Source organism: Halalkalibacter alkalisediminis (assembly GCF_028610705.1).
Taxonomy (GTDB): domain Bacteria; phylum Bacillota; class Bacilli; order Bacillales; family Bacillaceae_D; genus Halalkalibacter; species Halalkalibacter alkalisediminis.
In genome coordinates, this window is record NZ_JAQQWT010000003.1 from 273831 (window position 1) to 290076 (window position 16246).

Annotated in this window: 20 protein-coding genes, 2 pseudogenes and 1 riboswitch; of the genes and pseudogenes, 6 read left to right on the forward strand and 16 right to left on the reverse strand. The window is 37.5% G+C overall.

The features are described from left to right. Nucleotides 1-58: 58 nt before the first annotated feature. The 4 genes and pseudogenes from PQ474_RS06235 to PQ474_RS06250 all read right to left on the reverse strand — a co-directional run. On the reverse strand, nt 59-517 hold the full coding sequence (locus PQ474_RS06235; RefSeq protein ID WP_273841173.1) for a spore coat protein: 459 nt from the start codon (nt 515-517) through the stop codon (nt 59-61). A gap of 190 nt (nt 518-707) precedes the next feature. Continuing rightward, on the reverse strand, nt 708-1085 hold the full coding sequence (locus tag PQ474_RS06240) for a spore coat protein (protein WP_273841174.1): 378 nt from the start codon (nt 1083-1085) through the stop codon (nt 708-710). A gap of 147 nt (nt 1086-1232) precedes the next feature. Further along, nucleotides 1233-1553 carry a hypothetical protein gene (locus tag PQ474_RS06245; RefSeq protein ID WP_273841175.1) on the reverse strand — a complete coding sequence of 107 codons (321 nt, stop codon included), beginning with the start codon at nt 1551-1553 and terminating at the stop codon, nt 1233-1235. Between the two features lie 242 nt (nt 1554-1795). Then, nucleotides 1796-3278, reverse strand: a pseudogene (locus PQ474_RS06250) (BCCT family transporter); the annotation flags it as partial. 289 nt (nt 3279-3567) lie between these two features. On the opposite strand from PQ474_RS06250, the gene PQ474_RS06255 reads away from it, so the two are divergent. The 3 genes from PQ474_RS06255 to msrB all read left to right on the forward strand — a co-directional run bounded on the left by PQ474_RS06255 (nt 3568) and on the right by msrB (nt 5075). Further along, nucleotides 3568-4044, forward strand: a complete 477-nt coding sequence (locus PQ474_RS06255; protein WP_273841176.1) for a hypothetical protein — start codon at nt 3568-3570, stop codon at nt 4042-4044. Between the two features lie 61 nt (nt 4045-4105). After that, nucleotides 4106-4648 carry a peptide-methionine (S)-S-oxide reductase MsrA gene (gene msrA, locus PQ474_RS06260; protein WP_273841177.1) on the forward strand — a complete coding sequence of 181 codons (543 nt, stop codon included), beginning with the start codon at nt 4106-4108 and terminating at the stop codon, nt 4646-4648. Next, a complete protein-coding gene (msrB, locus tag PQ474_RS06265; RefSeq protein WP_273841178.1) occupies nt 4641-5075 on the forward strand; it encodes a peptide-methionine (R)-S-oxide reductase MsrB in 435 nt (144 codons plus the stop codon). Before msrA ends, msrB begins: the two co-directional genes overlap by 8 nt. A gap of 278 nt (nt 5076-5353) precedes the next feature. Here the strand turns inward: msrB and PQ474_RS06270 are convergent, their stop codons facing one another. Next, the gene (locus tag PQ474_RS06270; protein WP_273841179.1) at nt 5354-5539 is read right to left on the reverse strand and encodes a hypothetical protein; all 186 of its coding nucleotides are present in this window, start codon (nt 5537-5539) and stop codon (nt 5354-5356) included. 215 nt (nt 5540-5754) lie between these two features. Here PQ474_RS06270 and PQ474_RS06275 point away from each other — a divergent pair, with 215 nt between their 5' ends. From PQ474_RS06275 to PQ474_RS06285, 3 genes are read left to right on the forward strand one after another with little or no spacing between them, the layout of a single operon-like run. Continuing rightward, nucleotides 5755-6489, forward strand: a complete 735-nt coding sequence (locus PQ474_RS06275; protein ID WP_273841180.1) for an esterase family protein — start codon at nt 5755-5757, stop codon at nt 6487-6489. A 12-nt stretch (nt 6490-6501) separates the two neighbouring features. Then, nucleotides 6502-7017: a YjcG family protein gene (locus PQ474_RS06280; RefSeq protein ID WP_273841181.1), complete on the forward strand. Its 516-nt coding sequence runs from the start codon at nt 6502-6504 to the stop codon at nt 7015-7017. Between the two features lie 5 nt (nt 7018-7022). Continuing rightward, the gene (locus PQ474_RS06285) at nt 7023-7454 is read left to right on the forward strand and encodes a GNAT family N-acetyltransferase (protein ID WP_273841182.1); all 432 of its coding nucleotides are present in this window, start codon (nt 7023-7025) and stop codon (nt 7452-7454) included. A gap of 38 nt (nt 7455-7492) precedes the next feature. On the opposite strand, the gene PQ474_RS26380 is transcribed toward PQ474_RS06285, so the two are convergent. From PQ474_RS26380 to aspA, 11 genes and pseudogenes are all read right to left on the reverse strand, one after another. Continuing rightward, nucleotides 7493-7837, reverse strand: coding sequence for an MTH1187 family thiamine-binding protein (locus PQ474_RS26380; protein ID WP_337956346.1), 345 nt, complete (start codon nt 7835-7837; stop codon nt 7493-7495). A gap of 75 nt (nt 7838-7912) precedes the next feature. Continuing rightward, nucleotides 7913-8602: pseudogene (locus tag PQ474_RS26385) on the reverse strand (DUF1385 domain-containing protein); the annotation flags it as partial. A 101-nt stretch (nt 8603-8703) separates the two neighbouring features. After that, nucleotides 8704-9123 (reverse strand): hypothetical protein, encoded by a 420-nt coding sequence (locus tag PQ474_RS06295; RefSeq protein WP_273841184.1) that lies wholly within the window; start codon nt 9121-9123, stop codon nt 8704-8706. Beyond that, nucleotides 9086-9334 (reverse strand): hypothetical protein, encoded by a 249-nt coding sequence (locus PQ474_RS06300; RefSeq protein WP_273841185.1) that lies wholly within the window; start codon nt 9332-9334, stop codon nt 9086-9088. The genes PQ474_RS06295 and PQ474_RS06300 overlap by 38 nt, the downstream gene beginning before the upstream one ends. Before the next feature lie 139 nt (nt 9335-9473). Further along, the gene (thiD, locus tag PQ474_RS06305; protein WP_273841186.1) at nt 9474-10286 is read right to left on the reverse strand and encodes a bifunctional hydroxymethylpyrimidine kinase/phosphomethylpyrimidine kinase; all 813 of its coding nucleotides are present in this window, start codon (nt 10284-10286) and stop codon (nt 9474-9476) included. Between the two features lie 84 nt (nt 10287-10370). Then, entirely contained in the window at nt 10371-11480 is a 1110-nt protein-coding gene (thiO, locus tag PQ474_RS06310) for a glycine oxidase ThiO (protein WP_273841187.1), read from the reverse strand. Between the two features lie 26 nt (nt 11481-11506). Then, a complete protein-coding gene (locus PQ474_RS06315) occupies nt 11507-12286 on the reverse strand; it encodes a thiazole synthase (protein ID WP_273841188.1) in 780 nt (259 codons plus the stop codon). A gap of 2 nt (nt 12287-12288) precedes the next feature. Next, the gene (gene thiS / locus PQ474_RS06320; RefSeq protein ID WP_273841189.1) at nt 12289-12486 is read right to left on the reverse strand and encodes a sulfur carrier protein ThiS; all 198 of its coding nucleotides are present in this window, start codon (nt 12484-12486) and stop codon (nt 12289-12291) included. Nucleotides 12487-12489: 3 nt separating this feature from the next. Further along, entirely contained in the window at nt 12490-13116 is a 627-nt protein-coding gene (thiE, locus tag PQ474_RS06325) for a thiamine phosphate synthase (RefSeq protein WP_273841190.1), read from the reverse strand. Nucleotides 13117-13233: 117 nt separating this feature from the next. Beyond that, nucleotides 13234-13340: riboswitch (TPP riboswitch) on the reverse strand. A gap of 73 nt (nt 13341-13413) precedes the next feature. Then, the gene (locus tag PQ474_RS06330; RefSeq protein WP_273841191.1) at nt 13414-14532 is read right to left on the reverse strand and encodes a YqgU-like beta propeller domain-containing protein; all 1119 of its coding nucleotides are present in this window, start codon (nt 14530-14532) and stop codon (nt 13414-13416) included. 268 nt (nt 14533-14800) lie between these two features. Then, nucleotides 14801-16219: an aspartate ammonia-lyase gene (aspA, locus tag PQ474_RS06335; RefSeq protein WP_273841192.1), complete on the reverse strand. Its 1419-nt coding sequence runs from the start codon at nt 16217-16219 to the stop codon at nt 14801-14803. Between the last annotated feature and the right edge of the window lie 27 nt (nt 16220-16246).

Here is a 16246-nt window from a genome sequence, read left to right on the forward strand (position 1 = left end):
AGGCATTTTAAAAGATAAATCAAAAAAAGAGGACGGGAAATCCCGCCTCTACCTCAGTTTAAAGAACGTCAAGATTTACTAGTAACGCTAGGAGAATTTGAAGCAATAGTTGGATGTTTACACCGATTTGTGTATCAGTTGTTGTTACCTCAACGTTGCGAGAGTTTTCAATAACTGTTTTTTGATAGTTCATTTGCTTGGTTTTAGTGCTTTGAAGTAATTCTTGAGTGATTTGCTCTGCTTGATCGGCACTTGCAACAGAGATGCTGATCACTAATGCGATCGCTGCTTGTAAAGAAGCTTGTAATGACACAGCTGCTTTCGTATCTGTTGAACTCACCGTTACATCGCAAGAGTCTTTAATGAAAATATACTCCTCTGAGAACTGTAATGTTTTATCTACTTGACCAGCAACTTGTTCTACATCTGCATCGTCAGTTGGATGACATGCTTTCGTGTCAAGTGCTGACCACCTTGATTCTTTCTTTTTAGATGAATAGTATACGTCTTGATTCATGTTCATTTCCTCCTTTCCGTTTCTAATTTACACTATGTCTCTACGTGAAATTTGCTTGGTTATTAGCCTTGGTTCATGTGTCTAATTTTCATTTTGCATTAGATGAAAAGAGAGAACGCCTCCAAACACGTTGAAGAAGCTCTCTTTTACTGGTATCTATATTCAACGATGAATGTTCCCTTAGTTAAACCTATAAAACATCTAGATTTACTAATAATGCTAAAAGAATTTGTAGCAACAGTTGAATATTAACTCCAACTTGTGTATCTGTTGTCGTTACATCTACATTTTTAGAGTTTTCGATTACCGTTTTTTGTATAGTCACTTGCTTCGTTTTGGTTGTTTGTAATAATTCTTGAGTGATGCTTTTTGCTTGTTCACTACTCGCAACGGAAATGCTTATCACTAATGCGATTGCCGCTTGTAAGGAAGCTTGTAATGATACTGCTGCTTTCGTATCTGTTGAGCTTACTGTTACATCACATGAATCTTTAATAAAAATTAGCTCTTCCGATTGTTGCAACGTTTTATTTAATTGATCAGCATCTTGTGAAATCTGTTGACTCATTTTTCAATTCCTCCTTTTCCGTTCTAATGTAAACTATGAACACTTAGGATATTTGCTTGGTCGTTTGCCTCAAGCTTAGCGCCTAAATTGAAATGGCCTATAAAAAAATGGCCCCTAATCTGAGAGGCCATCTAACAAGTAAGTTATTTATTTTAATTTATTTAAAAACATTTTTACTTTATCTAAATCATTGTTGCTTTTTATAATCTTTTGCAGGGATTCATGAACAACTGGATTAGTTGTGTTTTGAGCCTCTACTTTAGGCTGATCCTTACTCTGAAAATCTTGTTCGCTTAGTGTTTTATTTTGATTTTCTAAGAAGCTTTCTACTTCTGATTGTATTTCACCAACTACCTTTTTTACTTTCTCTTTATCCTCTTCTGACAAGTCAGAAACAGGTGTAACATTATGCTTACTTAAAACCTTCTTGACCATTATATCCATCAGGTCTTGTTGATAATTTCCCATAATCAGGCATCCTTTCTTACTGAGTGTAGCCGAATGGCATTATTAGCATATGATACAAGCGCTCGGGATGTGTAACTATGTCTAGAGAATAGGCTAAAGGGGAATTGAAATTAGTCGAATTTTCAAAGACGTAAGACATTTAGAACAAAAAACAACGCATTGGGAACATCAAACCCAATACGTTTGTTTTTACTTTTAGTATCACTTATAGTAATTGAACTTATTTCTCATCTCACATACTGCTAAGTTTTTTTCTCGTTATTGTTTTCATGTTCAATGTCCAATTCTTTTATAATGTTATCTTTAATTTCTTCTTTTAGCTCCTCCTTGACTTCTTCTTTTATTTCTTCCAAAACTTCGTCTCTCATTTCTTCTAGTACTTCTTCTTTAAATATCTTCATATATTTCTTCACGTATTTCAGCTTTAATTTCTTTTCGATTTTTCTTTTTTCTCTTTGTTCCTTCTACTTTATAATCTTTACCAAGCATAATTAATACCGAAACAATCATGATAGCCATAATGATAGCAAAAGGTAGCGCTGCGATAATCGAAGCGGTTTGCAATGCACTAAGGCCGCCATCACCACTTATTAACAACACACTAGCCGTACCTGCAATTAAAATACCCCAAAGCATTTTTACAAATAAACTTGGATTCAAGCTTCCATTAGACGTCATTGCACCAAGTACGTAAGAAGCAGAATCTGCAGAAGTTATGAAAAAGATAAGGATTAAGATTACAGCAATAAAACTCGTAATAGCGCTTAAAGGCAATTCTCCTAGCATGGCAAAAAGCGCAATTTCCACATTATTCATGACTAGATCACCAATAGGAGCTGCCCCTGCAATTTCTAAACTTAAAGCCGTTCCTCCAAATGTAGTAAACCAAATAACTGCTAAAAAAGATGGAACAAGTAAAACTCCCGTCATAAACTCTCGAATCGTCCGACCACGAGAGATCCTTGCAATAAAGATCCCCATAAATGGAGCCCAAGCAATATGCCATGCCCAGAAAAAAATCGTATTTGTTCCAAGCCAAGTACTTTCAGTAAAAGGGGTCATCGTCAAACTCATTGATGCTACATTTGTGATGTATCCACCAAGTGTAGTTACAAAACTCTCTAAGATAAATAAAGTAGGTCCAACTATAATGACAAAAAGCAATAAGACACCTGCTACAGCTAAATTAATATTACTCAATCTTTTTATGCCTTTGTCGACTCCTTTTGCAGCTGAGAACATAAAAAGAAATGTGACATTCGCGATGATAACCGTTTGTGTAACAGCAGAATTAGGGATAGGAGAAATATAAGACAAACCTCCGGTAATTTGAAGCGCACTTAAACCAAAAGTGGTTGCACCCCCGGTACAAGTGGCGATTACGGCTAAAATATCTATCGATTTTCCGATCCATCCATTCACACGGTCCCCAATGATTGGATAGAATGCAGAACTTATTAAAGCGGGTCGATCTTTTCGAAATTGTACATAGGCAAGTGTTAAACCGACGATTGCAAAAATAGCCCATGGATGTAAGGCCCAATGAAAAACGGCATAACGTAGCCTCGCAACCGCGGCTTCAGGAGTTTCTGGACTAAATCCCATTGGTGTATCAAAGTAATACAACACCGGTTCAGCCACACCCCAAAAGACAAAACCAACGCCAATTCCAGCAGCAAACAACATCCCAATCCATGAATACCATGAGTAATCAGGGCGTTCATCCGGTTATAGCAGAAACAACCAGTACTACACCTGGTTTATTGGATATATTCGTTTGATTCATTTTTGACTCCCTTCCTTTTTACTCCCACTAACTAAAGTATGCAAGAGAAGACTAAAACAAAACAATCTCCTAATTACTGTAAATTAATTTCGAGGGTAAAAAGATGATAAAAAGATAAACTATAAACATTGAACATGAGTGCGGGGTGAGAAATACCTAAGTATAGCACTTATGCTAAAGCAAATCGATTCCACATTACATATTGGTTATTTCGAAAGGTTGTTGTCAATGAAACGAGAACGTAAAGTAGAAGCCATTTTTTGGAGTATTGCTTTTCCTGGATTTGGTCAATTTCTAAATAAAAAATATGCAAAAGGCTTTTTATTTATTATTCTAGAATTCGTTGTTAATGTTCAAGCAAGATTAAATGCCGCTATCATTCCCAGTTTTTATGGTTTAGGTGAAGTTGCAAATGAAACTGTTGACTATCAATGGATAATGTTTTATCCGTGTATATATTTATTTTCTATGTATGATGCCTATAGGGATGCTGGAGGGAAGGATGTGCCTTATTCAGCAATTCCTTTTGCCATTTCAGCGTATACTGGGACAATCGGAGTTATATATTCTCACACCTTCGCCATTTCTGGACATATACTCGGGGTTATTTGGTCACCTATATTATTTCTTATCTGTGGCTATTTGATTGGAATGATAATAAGGGTATTCATCATTCGATCCGCACGTATTCATCCTCAAGCATAGATGCCTTATTTTTTAATTTAATCGAAACACTGGTATACTAATTAAAAAAGGAGGTAATAAAATGACATCTCCATCTTATGAAGTTGCCACTTTTGCAGGCGGATGTTTTTGGTGTATGGTCAAACCTTTTGATCAATTTGACGGAATACTATCGGTTGTATCAGGCTACACAGGTGGTCATACAGAAAATCCATCTTACAAAGAAGTATGTTCCGAGACAACCGGTCATTACGAAGCTGTTCAAATTACATACAACCCATCTATATTCTCCTACAAAAAACTCCTTACCATCTATTGGCAGCAAATTGACCCCACAGATGCAGGTGGTCAATTTTTTGATAGGGGCAACTCTTATCGAACGGCTATCTTCTACCATAATGAGGATCAACGCCTCTTAGCAGAGCAATCAAAAGCAGAACTAAAGGGGAGCAATAAATTTAATCGACCAGTAGTTACACAAATACTACCAGCAAAGCACTTTTACCTAGCAGAGGACTATCATCAAGACTATTACAAAAAGAACCCACTGCACTACAATCGTTATCGAACAGGTTCAGGTAGAGAGGCGTTTATCAATAAACACTGGGGGAAAACAAATGAGTAATGAATCAAACGAACACTTAAAACAGCGACTTACGCCGATGCAATATCATGTCACTCAGGAAAACGGAACAGAGCCTCCTTTTCAGAATGAGTTTTACGCAAAAGAAGAAGAAGGCATATATGTCGATATTATCTCAGGAAAACCGTTATTTAGTTCAACAGATAAATACGATGCAGGGTGTGGGTGGCCGAGTTTTACAAAGCCTATCGTTGATGAAGAAATTATTGAAAAAGAAGATCGCAGTCACTTCATGATTCGTACAGAAGTTCGTAGTAAGGATGCCGATTCACACCTCGGTCATGTATTTAATGATGGACCAGGACCAAATGGGTTACGTTACTGTATTAACTCGGCCGCTCTCCGATTTATCGCAAAAGAAGAGCTAGATAAAGAAGGATATAGTATCTATAAAAAATTATTTTCTTAACATAAAGAGGGAAAGAGACACAGTCTCTTCCCTCTTTTCTTTCAACTTAAGTTTCACTTGCCTTTTACTGTTCTATTCATCGTAAATAACTTCTAGTTAATAGATAGCTGATCACTATAAAGATCCTAACACCTATCCTATAAAAAAAGAATTTTGGTTCCTTGACTAATTCCCATGGAACAAGCCCAGAAACAATCACCCACCTAACATTGCAAAGCAAACAATTAATCCCAATAAAAGAGCTTCTTGAAGATTTAAAATTACCCATTGATCTTCATTTATATGGTTTCGTCATACGTATACCTGACAACATACTTATCCGTTCTTAACTTTTTAATTTCAACCAATGGACCTACCTCATAACCATTGACCCAATTATCTTCAATCTTCGCTTTTACACAACCGGCTTGAAATTTAGAGCGAAACACTTGTTTATAATAGATCCACTTTGGTATTTTTCTCATAACATCTCTACCTTTCCAAACTATTCATTAACTTATATTACAAAATATTATTATGTTTCACAATTGGTTATAACTCATAATAAAAAGAGCCTTATATAGTGAATGATTTAGCGTTGTCCCCTTTATTATAACCAGGATTAATAGGCTTAACATGGCATTCTTAGCAGTGATTAGGTAAAATGAAAATAAAGAATGAAAGGAAGGGATTGAGACATTTGGCTAGAAGGTCTATACAAGGTTTAGTATCTGAGAATAAAATAGTAAGTCAGGAATTAAATGAAGAGATTTCATTATTAATCTATACTCCGCCCAATTACACGCCCTTGCAGACATATGACATCCTCATTTGTCAGGATGGGAATGATTATTTCCAACTCGGCCGTATTCCAAGACAGGTTGAAGAATTAATCGAAGAAAGTGAGATACGAGAAACAATCATAGTTGGAGTACCTTATCCTTCTGTTGATGAAAGACGAAGACGTTATCATCCGAACGGAGAAAAGGTAGAAGCATACATACGATTTTTAGCAAACGAACTTCTTCCTTTTATTGAAAAAACATATCCAACCCACCAACTTGCTTCTGCAAGAACATTAGCCGGTGATTCACTCGCAGCTACAGTTTCTCTACTAGCCGCATTAAGGTACCCTAGTTTATTTGGTCAAGTCATGATGCACTCGCCATTTGTGAACGATACGGTTTTACGTGAAATTGAAACTTGTAAAAAGCCTGAAGAAATTGTACTCTATCATGTAATTGGAAAAAAAGAGACAGCCGTTAAAACAACCGATGGCCAAGTGATTGATTTTGTAACACCAAACAAGAAGTTGTTTAAGGCTATAAAAGAAAGATCATTTGCCGCTTATACGTATGATGAGTTTGACGGCGACCATACTTGGACTTATTGGCAAAAAGACCTACCCAAGGGATTAACTACATTATTATCTTAAGGAGGATTTACTATGAAGGTTGGTATTGCTCTGTTTCCATCAAAGCAACTACAAGATCAAGCTAATTCATTTCGTATGCGATATGATTCTCACTATGCAATGATTCCACCACATATTACGTTAAAGGAAACATTTGACGTAAAAGAAGAAGAATTACCGACATTAGTGGCGATGCTCCGTGAAATTGCTAAAAAAGCACAGCCAGCTTTAATTGATATCTATAAGGTTGATAGTTTTTACCCTCAATCAAATACGATATTTTTTAAAATACGAGAGCATGAGTCGTTGACATTTTTATACGATCAATTACACAGTGAACCCTTCAGCCAAAATCCCAAATATGGCTTTATTCCCCATCTCACCATTGGACAAGAACTTTCTGATGACGAACATGCGGATGTAGTGGGTAGACTTAAAATGAGAAACTTTGAGTTTCAAGAAGTCATTAATCGAATGCAATTGCTTTATCAACTAGAAAATGGTTCTTGGAGTGTATATGAAACATTTCATCTTGGAGAGGATGCTTAAATATTATGTATGTTGTAACAGTTGAAACAAAAAAACAGCTAGATGACGCTTTTCGGGTTCGAACTGAAGTATTCTTTGAAGAACAAAACGTTCCGATGGAAGAAGAAATTGATGAATTTGAAGATCAAGCCATTCATTTTGTTGTTTATGATCAAAATGAAACAGCGATCGGTGCCGGCCGACTTCGATTTATAGATGGCTTTGGTAAAATAGAACGTATCTGTATCGTAAAAACAAGTCGTGGAACCGGAGTTGGACGCCTTTTAATGGATAAGATTGAAGAAGCAGCCCAACAAAAAGGAGCATCGAAAACCAAACTCAATGCTCAAATTCAAGCCGAAACGTTCTATAAGAAACTAGGCTATGAAACCGTTTCTGATCAATTTATGGATGCTGGCATCCCTCATGTCACTATGATCAAAACATTACTCTCATAACAACAAAAGGAAAGCTAACTAGTTAGCTTTCCTTTTGTTTAAATCGTATCATCTGCTTTAGCAAGTTTCTCATCCTCTTCCTTTAAATGCGACTGAACCGATTCAAGTTTCCCTTCCATCGTGGACAGCTTATCTCTTCGGTCATCTATTCTAATATTTGTGGCTACCCGCTTAAGTCCGTGCTTAAAGGGTACTTCATGAATAGCTTGAATAACTTCAAATAAAAGTGGAAGTTCGCCTTCTATGATAGTACTCATAGGCGTTAGCTGATATTTAATTTTGCCATCATATGACTTTAACACCTCTTGGATTTCTGCAACATATTTACTTACACTAGGACTTTCTGTTCCAACTGGGATAACTGTGACATCTACTATGGCCATGTGGCTCTCCTCCTTTTTCACTCTTGTTCTTCTAACAACTAGCCTTTCAGGAAACTCCTTTTTCGCTAACTGTCGATAGGATTCTATTGATGCTATTAAATGAATTCGATCTGGTTCAGTTGTTGTCACATGAACCTGCAACCAATAAGAAATTTTCAATATTACCCTTCTGAGTAATCGAAATTGTTTAACTTCCATAAGCTTTTGAACCATTGGTACGATTATCAATCCACTATAGGATGCTATTTCTAACGATGTTGAAACTTGTTTTGTTACAGCAAATAATAGGATGGAACCAACTATTACACTCATAAAATAGATGACAACGGCATTTGTAGAACAGTATCGGTTGGTAATACTAGCTTGTTTAATTTGAAACAAGCGCGCCCTTCCAATCAATCCCCTATCACTAAACACTTTATGTTCTGCTCCGTGGTATTTTTTTAATTGCTTCGGAAAGAGAAAGTGGGTTCCGAATATTAAATAAAAAATAGCGTATAAAGGGATACCGTTCCAAACTGTAGGTTGCCAGATTGCGATGATCTTAGGTACAAAAATGAATCCTACATAAAGGAGCGTTAGAAGTTTAAACCATAATGGCATTGAGACCATTATCTGCTTCATCATTGTGAATAATGTACGACTATTAATAGGCTCTACCCAGCTTTTTAATTTACCTTTTTCATGGAAAGCGCACGCAACGTGCTCTTTCCCTATGTAAAAAATTCCATTTTGATAAGAGAGTCCTCTAATTTTCACTTCCATACCAGTCCTTTTTTGTTAACAACCAAGTTACCCTTTATCATCCAAGTTTCCCAACAATAGCTGCAACATGTTTAAAAGTTATTACACTTAACTATTACAAATCAATCAAGTACTTCAATCCAATAAGGTACATTGGCTGCACCTGAAAAAGAGGGCGATGCAAAAGTGGCATCTTCTAATTCAAGAGGGCTGTGTTCCGTCCATGTATGGAGAAGTTGTACTTTTACATCATTTGGATTAAGATTTAGCCCTTCTACTTTTACTCTAACTTGACCTAGATTACCGTAACTTTCATGATCGACTAGCTTATTAGAAAAAGTGAAGATAATTCCATTATCAACAAACGTACCAGTGTCTTCCTCAATCACTTGGTCAGCATGTAGAAGTTGAACCAACCCCTCTTCCATTTCTACATCCGTTCTAGCTATTCCTGTTGATTGATCCAATACATATATACTTAAATAATCTTCTCCGTATAAACCTTCAACTGGCATCGTAGTCCAAATCCCATGCCACTTCAACCTGTAGACCACTTTCTACTTCTATAATGTTTACTTGAGAATCTACAAGTTCTTGAAGTTGCTCATTTGTAACTTCTTCGGACCCTTGTAAGAATTGATAACCACCTATTAACATGACTACCATTAAAATACCTGGTAAGATGAGTACAAGTTTATTTCCACTAAACATCGTTGTCGTCTTCCTCTCCATGTCTTTCATTAACAGCTTCATTTTATCACTCAAGCTCATTTACATTATAACGCAACCTCGCTTTTTACGGAAAGAATACCTTAAAAGTCAATTAAGCCTGCTAAAAGAATATTCTTCTAGCAGACTTAAACGATTCATTTGGGTTGCACTTTTCATTCTATTATTGCTTTTGCAATCTAGCAGCTCGATAAGCTGCGTGATTAGTAGGACCTATTCCTTTTCCAATCACAAGAGATGAAGAGATCGCAGCTGTAATAAAGGCTTTAGCCGTCTCAACAGATTCTTTAATGGGAGATCCTTTCGCTAACTCTGCAGCGATAGCCGCAGCAAACGTACATCCCGTACCGTGTGTATGCTTTGTTTCCACTCGTCTTGTCTCTAACTCATAAATGGACTCACCATCGTATAGCAAGTCAATTGCCGGTCCTTCTGTTAAATGTCCACCTTTAATGACTACATAGGCTGGACCTAACTTATGCAAATCAACCGCCGCTTGCTTCATTTCTTCAATAGTTTTCATTTCTTCACGTCCAAGTATTTTCGCAGCTTCAGGTAAATTAGGAGTAATTACGGTTGCAATCGGTAGAAGTTCTTCAGTAAGAGCCCTAATGGCTTCTTCCTGCAAAAGAGCAGCTCCACCTTTTGCAATCATGACTGGATCAACTACAATGTTCTTCACTTCGTACTCTTTTAACTTTCTGGCCACTAATGAGATGATATCGGCTGAAAATAACATTCCCGTTTTAACTGCATCTGTACCCATATCAGATAAAACTGCTTCCATTTGCGCTTCTATGGCTTCTAATGTTTGTGGAAATACCCCATGAACACCCAATGTATTCTGAGCTGTTAAAGCCGTAATAACACTCATGCCAAAGGTATTAAGTTCTTGAAACGTTTTGATATCTGCTTGAATGCCAGCACCACCACCACTATCAGAACCGGCAATTGTTAAAGCTTTAGCAATTGACATATGCTTCATCCTTTCCTTACGTTTGTACATTAGTTGAGAGTTTGAACCCCAAAAGGTAAAGTACGACCTTTGGGGGTTCAAACTCTATATAAATCTCTCTGGTTTACATGATTGTAATGGTTGATAGGGCTGTTTCTCATCAAGTAGGTCTGCTATAGCCACTGCTGTGATTGGACTAAGCAATATTCCATTTCGATAATGTCCAGTTGCAAACACTACATGAGGAGCTTCTTCTATTTTACCAATTAGCGGGAAACCATCTTGAGTGGCAGGTCGTAATCCTGCCCACGTATGAAAAGGCGTTTCTTTTTCTAAAAATGGAAATACATGCTTGTTCCAGTTGGTTAAGCGAGCAATTCCTTTTTCCGTTACGTCGGTTTTAAATCCTGCAATGTCTTCAGAGGCTCCATTGACTAGAGTTCCATTTGCCTTTGGTACGAGGTAACCTTGACTTGTATAGACAATGTGTTTTACTTGATTCATTGGAATTTCGTAGGCACATATTTGCCCTCTGATTGGATATACTGGGATTCGAATCCCAAACGTTTCCTCCAATTCGCCCGACCACGCCCCCGAACAGACAATAAGTCGATCACCACTAAATTCTTGACCCTCTTTCGCCTTCACAGTAATGGAATTTGCCCAATCCGTAACCGTCACTTGCTCGAGTTGTTCAACAATTACAACTCCATTTATTCGACAAGCCGCTTCAAGTGCCTTCACATAATCAGGAGCAAAAACATGGCTTTCTTCAGGGTAGTACATAGCCGCCTTCACATCTTTGGCAAGTAACGGTTCCATCTTCCATAAACGCTCTCCTGAGATTAGTTCAGCTTCAGCTCCCCATTCGCGTTGCCAGGACTGTCTCGTTTCTAGTGCCAATACATCGGCATCATGATAGACAGCATGAAGACTACCACTCTGTGCATACTCGAAATTCATTTGAGATATTTTTTTCACATCTGCTTGCCACTTGTTGTATAAACGTAAACTATCTAGACATAACTTAAAGAAATCATCAGGATCTTCTCCAATTTCTGAAAAAGGAGCAAGCATTCCTGCAGCAGCTCCTGAGGCTTGTCCCCCACAAGTTGTTTTCTCTAAAACGGTAACATTGTAATTACGTCTGCTCAGCTCAAAGGCTGTAGCAAGACCAATTACTCCCCCCCCAAGAATCAGTACTCGTTCTTGCACAATCAATCTCCCCCCTAGTGCTCTTTCTATTTTGAAACGTATGAAGCCAAACCACTACTTGCTGTAGCATATTTTTTCTTAGGAATTCGACCAGCTTCAAAAGATAGTCTTCCTGCCTCTATTGCATATTTCATTGCTCTAGCCATTTTAACTGGATCCTTTGCTTTTGCGACTGGTGTATTCATTAATACCCCATCTGCTCCGAGTTCCATCGCTTGAGCAATATCCATCGCTGAACCGAGTCCAGCATCCACAATAATTGGTACTTCAGCTTGTTCAACAATCAGTTGTAAATTATAAGGATTTAGGATTCCTAATCCTGTACCAATTGGGGCACCTCCAGGCATAACAGCAGCCGCCCCAGCACTCTCAAGCCTTTTACAAAGCACAGGGTCATCTGATGTATAAGGTAAAACAACAAAACCTTCAGCTGCTAGTACTTCCGTTGCTTTTAATGTTTCAATTGGATCTGGGAGCAACGTTTTCTCATCCGCACTAATCTCTACCTTAATCCAGTCACTTAAGCCAGAAGCTTTTGCAAGTCTTGCGATCCGAATCGCTTCTTCTGCGGTTTTTGCACCTGATGTATTCGGCAAATAAGTAAAGGACATTCCTTCTAAATGTTGTAAAATTGCATCTTCATTCGGTGCACCAAGGTTTACTCGTCGTATTGCAAATGTTAATACCTCTGCTTCAGAAGCTTTGATTGCTTCATTTTGAACGAAAGGATTAGGATATCTTCCTGTCCCAAGAAAAAATCTCGATGATAGTTCTTTCCCAGCAATGGTTAACTTTTTATCTCTCATCATCATCCACCTCCAACAAATTGTACAAGTTCAATTTTCATTCCATCACTTAATTGTGTTTCTTCCCAGCTAGAACGTTCAACAATTATACCATCCACTTCAGTAATAACGAGATGGGGCTCAAGACCAAAGTGTGTAACGACCTCAGCTAAATTGGCAACCACTATCTCATGTGCTTCTCCATTAATAAATAACCTCATTGTTCATTCTCCCTTTTCAGATAGAATTTTTGTGAAAGTTTTGCAAACTCCCTTAATGTCTTCTGCTCCAACAATCTCACTAATCATACAAATTCTTGTTGCACCTGCTTCTAGCACTTGATCAACGTTATGCAATTTAATTCCACCAATTGCAACAAACGGAATCGTTATTTCATTAGAAACTTGATTGATATAAGTAGTCGTTACAGGATCAACCACATCCACTTTGCTATTTGTATGGAAGATCGGACCAACGCCGATGTAATCTGCACCACCAGCTTCAGCTTCACGAGCTTCTTCAATTTTATGTGTTGAAATTCCTATAATTTTATCTCCAACAATTTTTCTAGCTTCAGCGAGTGGCAAATCATCTTGACCAATATGAATACCATCTGCATCAACTGCAAGCGAAACATCAATGTGATCATTGACGATAAAAGTTACACCATACTTATGTGTTAACTCTCTCAACGCCTTAGCTTTTTGTAGAATCTCTCGTTTACTACTTGTTTTATCACGAAGTTGAATAATATCAACACCGCCCAGGATCGCTTGCTCCATCACTTCAATTAAATCACGACCTTGGTGAAACTCTTCTCCTGTAATCGCATATAACTTAAACTCTTTCATGTTGTATTCCACCTTTATCGGTAATATGTATATTCAAGAAGGTCAAGTCCATAGCATGCTTTTCAAGCGGTAATCTTTCACCTTTAACATGAAAAAAACCGTATCCGAACGAACGGAATACGGCTGCGACGACTTCCCTACGCTGGCGTGATCCAGATCAGGTATGAGGGTAAAAGGAATTCCTTTTTCTCAGTCCATCCACATGGACACCCCTAGTCTTGAAAATACTACTAGTTATTACTTTCATTATGACAGACTCTTCTTAAAAATCAAGAGGTGAAACTTTATGATCTTACGCTATTCATTATCCCAGACAGGAATAAGCACGCCCTCACTAAGGTCCAACACGTCTTCAAATCGTTCTCCTATCAGAAGACTAGACCCACCAGGTGAAATGGAAATGGGGACATGACGCTCTAGCGTTGTTAATTTCGTCTCAGAATCTGCATATACATTATAGGCAATTAAATCATATCCATCTGTGTAGGTAATGAAATCACCACTCGTTTTAGGCCGTAAAAAGTAGAAAATTCCATTTTCATTGTCATATGTGTAAAATGGAATCCACCATTGTTCTGAGTAAGTGTTCAAGATTGGGACTTCTATTTGTCTGAACTTTTCTTTATCATCATAAAATTTATAAACAGAATAAAGATCATAGTCGGTTTCTACTGATATGGATAAGGATAAACCATCTGAAAAACTCGTATAAGCAATGACATCCTCTTTCCACAATTCAGTTTCCCCTGTTTCTACATTGGCTCGGTAAAGGGGAGCCCTGAAACTAGGTTCTAACTCATCCCAATTCAAATATGCAACTGAATCAGCGGAAATCCATTGGATGTAAGATTGTTCTAAATATATTTGGTTGATTTGTTCCTCTTCAACATTCACAAAATAGGTCTCAAAATTCCAATCGGGTAAGTACGCTGTTAAGATGAAAGAAACAGGTTCATATTCATTCCAATAAACAGAATAATCTTCACCAAAATCCCTAATCGTTAATTTCTGTTCCCCTTGTTTATCTACGATGACGATTTCAGATTGATCTAATTCATTTATAACATGTAACGCAAATAACGAATGATCAACATTTGCAATAACATTTACAATCCAACCCTTCATCTCAAAAAAGACGGAAGATTCTCCTGTAAAAAGATGGTGTTTATGTATCGTTGATCCTTCTATGTCTTCCTCTAAAAACAATATAGTCTCATCATCAAACCAGTTCATAACCTCTACGACTCGAGCATTTTCATCTACAGGTATGATAGCTGATCCAACAAAAAATGAATGAGGTATATCTCGCTTTACTGGTGATTCAATCAGACTTTTCGGTAAAGGCTGACTTTCAAGTGGGGTTTGAGTACACGCTGTTACTGTTAATAATACTACTATTAAAATTACCTTTTTCACAGCCTCAACCCCTTTTCTTTGTCTATTGCTATTATTTGTAACTACCTAATATATTAGACGGATGACTAACCGTAAATGTTTCAAATTCATCAAAAAAACTCAAAAAAAAGATCACTCAACCGATTCTCTAAAGAATTACATTATAGCGCGAAACTGAACCGTTTTGCACTACTTTTCATTCTAAAGAATAAGCAAGTTGAGTCATCTATTTAATTTATAGCCATATGTTGCTTAAATTTATCATAATCGGTTCTTTTTCTTAAAACTTTCATTTCCCTTGTATAAAACGAGCACCAGCTATGCCAGGATTGGTCATTTCTTTAGGATCCAAAATTTCATTTAGCTCTTCTTCTGACAAAATCCCACGTTCAAGACAAATTTCTCTTACTGGCCGATTCGATTTAATCGCTTCTTTCGCTACCCTAGATGCTACCTCATATCCAACATGCGGGTTAATAGCCGTAATAATTCCCACGCTTCTTTCAACAAGCTCACGACAGTGATCGATATTAGCTGTCAATCCTTCAATGGCATAGTCTTTAAAGACCCGAATACCATTTTGTAAAATCGAGAAAGATTGTAATAAGTTGAATACTAAAACAGGCTCCATAACGTTAAGTTCAAGTTGGCCTGCTTCTGATGCTAAACAGATCGTGTGATCATTACCAATCACTTGAAACGAAATTTGATTAATTACTTCACACATCACTGGGTTCACTTTCCCTGGCATAATAGAAGAACCAGGTTGTCTCGAAGGCAAATTAATTTCATTAAAACCTGTTCGAGGTCCTGAACTCATCAACCTTAAGTCATTTGCTATTTTCGATAAATTAATGGCTGTAATTTTTAAAGCGCTTGATACTTCTGTATAAGCATCCGTATTTTGAGTCGCATCAATAAGATTTTCAGCCGTTTTAAATGGATAGCCGGTTATATCCGCTAAATACTTAGCTACCTTTTTAATGTACTCAGGCTTAGCATTCAAACCAGTACCTACAGCTGTAGCCCCCATGTTCACTTCGTATAAATGATCAACTGATCGTTTAATTCGTCCAAGGTCACGTGTCAACACACGACGATAAGCACCAAACTCTTGTCCTAACCGAATTGGTACTGCGTCTTGAAGGTGAGTTCTACCCATTTTAAGAACATCATCAAATTCCAATTCTTTTGCTTTCATTGCATCAATCAGCTTTTCTAATTCTTTCGTCAAACCATCGGCTAATCGGAGAGCCGAAATATGAATAGCTGTAGGAAACGCATCATTAGTCGATTGAGCCATGTTAACATGTGTATTAGGACTTACTCGGATGTACTCGCCTTTTTGACCACCTAGCAATTCAATTGCACGATTAGCTATGACTTCATTTGCATTCATGTTAAACGAAGTCCCGGCTCCTCCTTGAATGGCATCAACAATAAAATAATCGTTAAAATTTCCATTAACCACTTCTTCTGCAGCCTCAATGATTGCGTCTGCTATGTTCACTTGTAGAACGCCCACATCCCGATTAGCCATTGCTGCTGCTTTTTTGACGTAACCAAAAGCTCGAATAAGCTCAGGATGAGGAGGGTATCCTGTAATTGGGAAGTTTTCCCTTGCACGCATCGTTTGAATACCGTAATAGGCTTCCTTAGGTACTCGCTTTTCTCCAATTAGATCTCGTTCTGTTCTAAATTCTGACATTCAATTTTGTCTCCTTTATGATGAAGC

Bases quoted from the DNA above. Each gene is read 5' to 3' on its own strand.
- PQ474_RS06235 (WP_273841173.1), bottom strand. From the start codon at position 517: ATGAATCAAGACGTATACTATTCATCTAAAAAGAAAGAATCAAGGTGG.
- PQ474_RS06240 (WP_273841174.1), bottom strand. From the start codon at position 1,085: ATGAGTCAACAGATTTCACAAGATGCTGATCAATTAAATAAAACGTTG.
- PQ474_RS06245 (WP_273841175.1), bottom strand. From the start codon at position 1,553: ATGGGAAATTATCAACAAGACCTGATGGATATAATGGTCAAGAAGGTT.
- PQ474_RS06255 (WP_273841176.1), top strand. From the start codon at position 3,568: ATGAAACGAGAACGTAAAGTAGAAGCCATTTTTTGGAGTATTGCTTTT.
- msrA (WP_273841177.1), top strand. From the start codon at position 4,106: ATGACATCTCCATCTTATGAAGTTGCCACTTTTGCAGGCGGATGTTTT.
- msrB (WP_273841178.1), top strand. From the start codon at position 4,641: ATGAGTAATGAATCAAACGAACACTTAAAACAGCGACTTACGCCGATG.
- PQ474_RS06270 (WP_273841179.1), bottom strand. From the start codon at position 5,539: ATGAGAAAAATACCAAAGTGGATCTATTATAAACAAGTGTTTCGCTCT.
- PQ474_RS06280 (WP_273841181.1), top strand. From the start codon at position 6,502: ATGAAGGTTGGTATTGCTCTGTTTCCATCAAAGCAACTACAAGATCAA.
- PQ474_RS06285 (WP_273841182.1), top strand. From the start codon at position 7,023: ATGTATGTTGTAACAGTTGAAACAAAAAAACAGCTAGATGACGCTTTT.
- PQ474_RS26380 (WP_337956346.1), bottom strand. From the start codon at position 7,837: ATGGCCATAGTAGATGTCACAGTTATCCCAGTTGGAACAGAAAGTCCT.
- PQ474_RS06300 (WP_273841185.1), bottom strand. From the start codon at position 9,334: ATGAAGCTGTTAATGAAAGACATGGAGAGGAAGACGACAACGATGTTT.
- thiD (WP_273841186.1), bottom strand. From the start codon at position 10,286: ATGTCAATTGCTAAAGCTTTAACAATTGCCGGTTCTGATAGTGGTGGT.
- PQ474_RS06315 (WP_273841188.1), bottom strand. From the start codon at position 12,286: ATGAGAGATAAAAAGTTAACCATTGCTGGGAAAGAACTATCATCGAGA.
- thiS (WP_273841189.1), bottom strand. From the start codon at position 12,486: ATGAGGTTATTTATTAATGGAGAAGCACATGAGATAGTGGTTGCCAAT.
- thiE (WP_273841190.1), bottom strand. From the start codon at position 13,116: ATGAAAGAGTTTAAGTTATATGCGATTACAGGAGAAGAGTTTCACCAA.
- aspA (WP_273841192.1), bottom strand. From the start codon at position 16,219: ATGTCAGAATTTAGAACAGAACGAGATCTAATTGGAGAAAAGCGAGTA.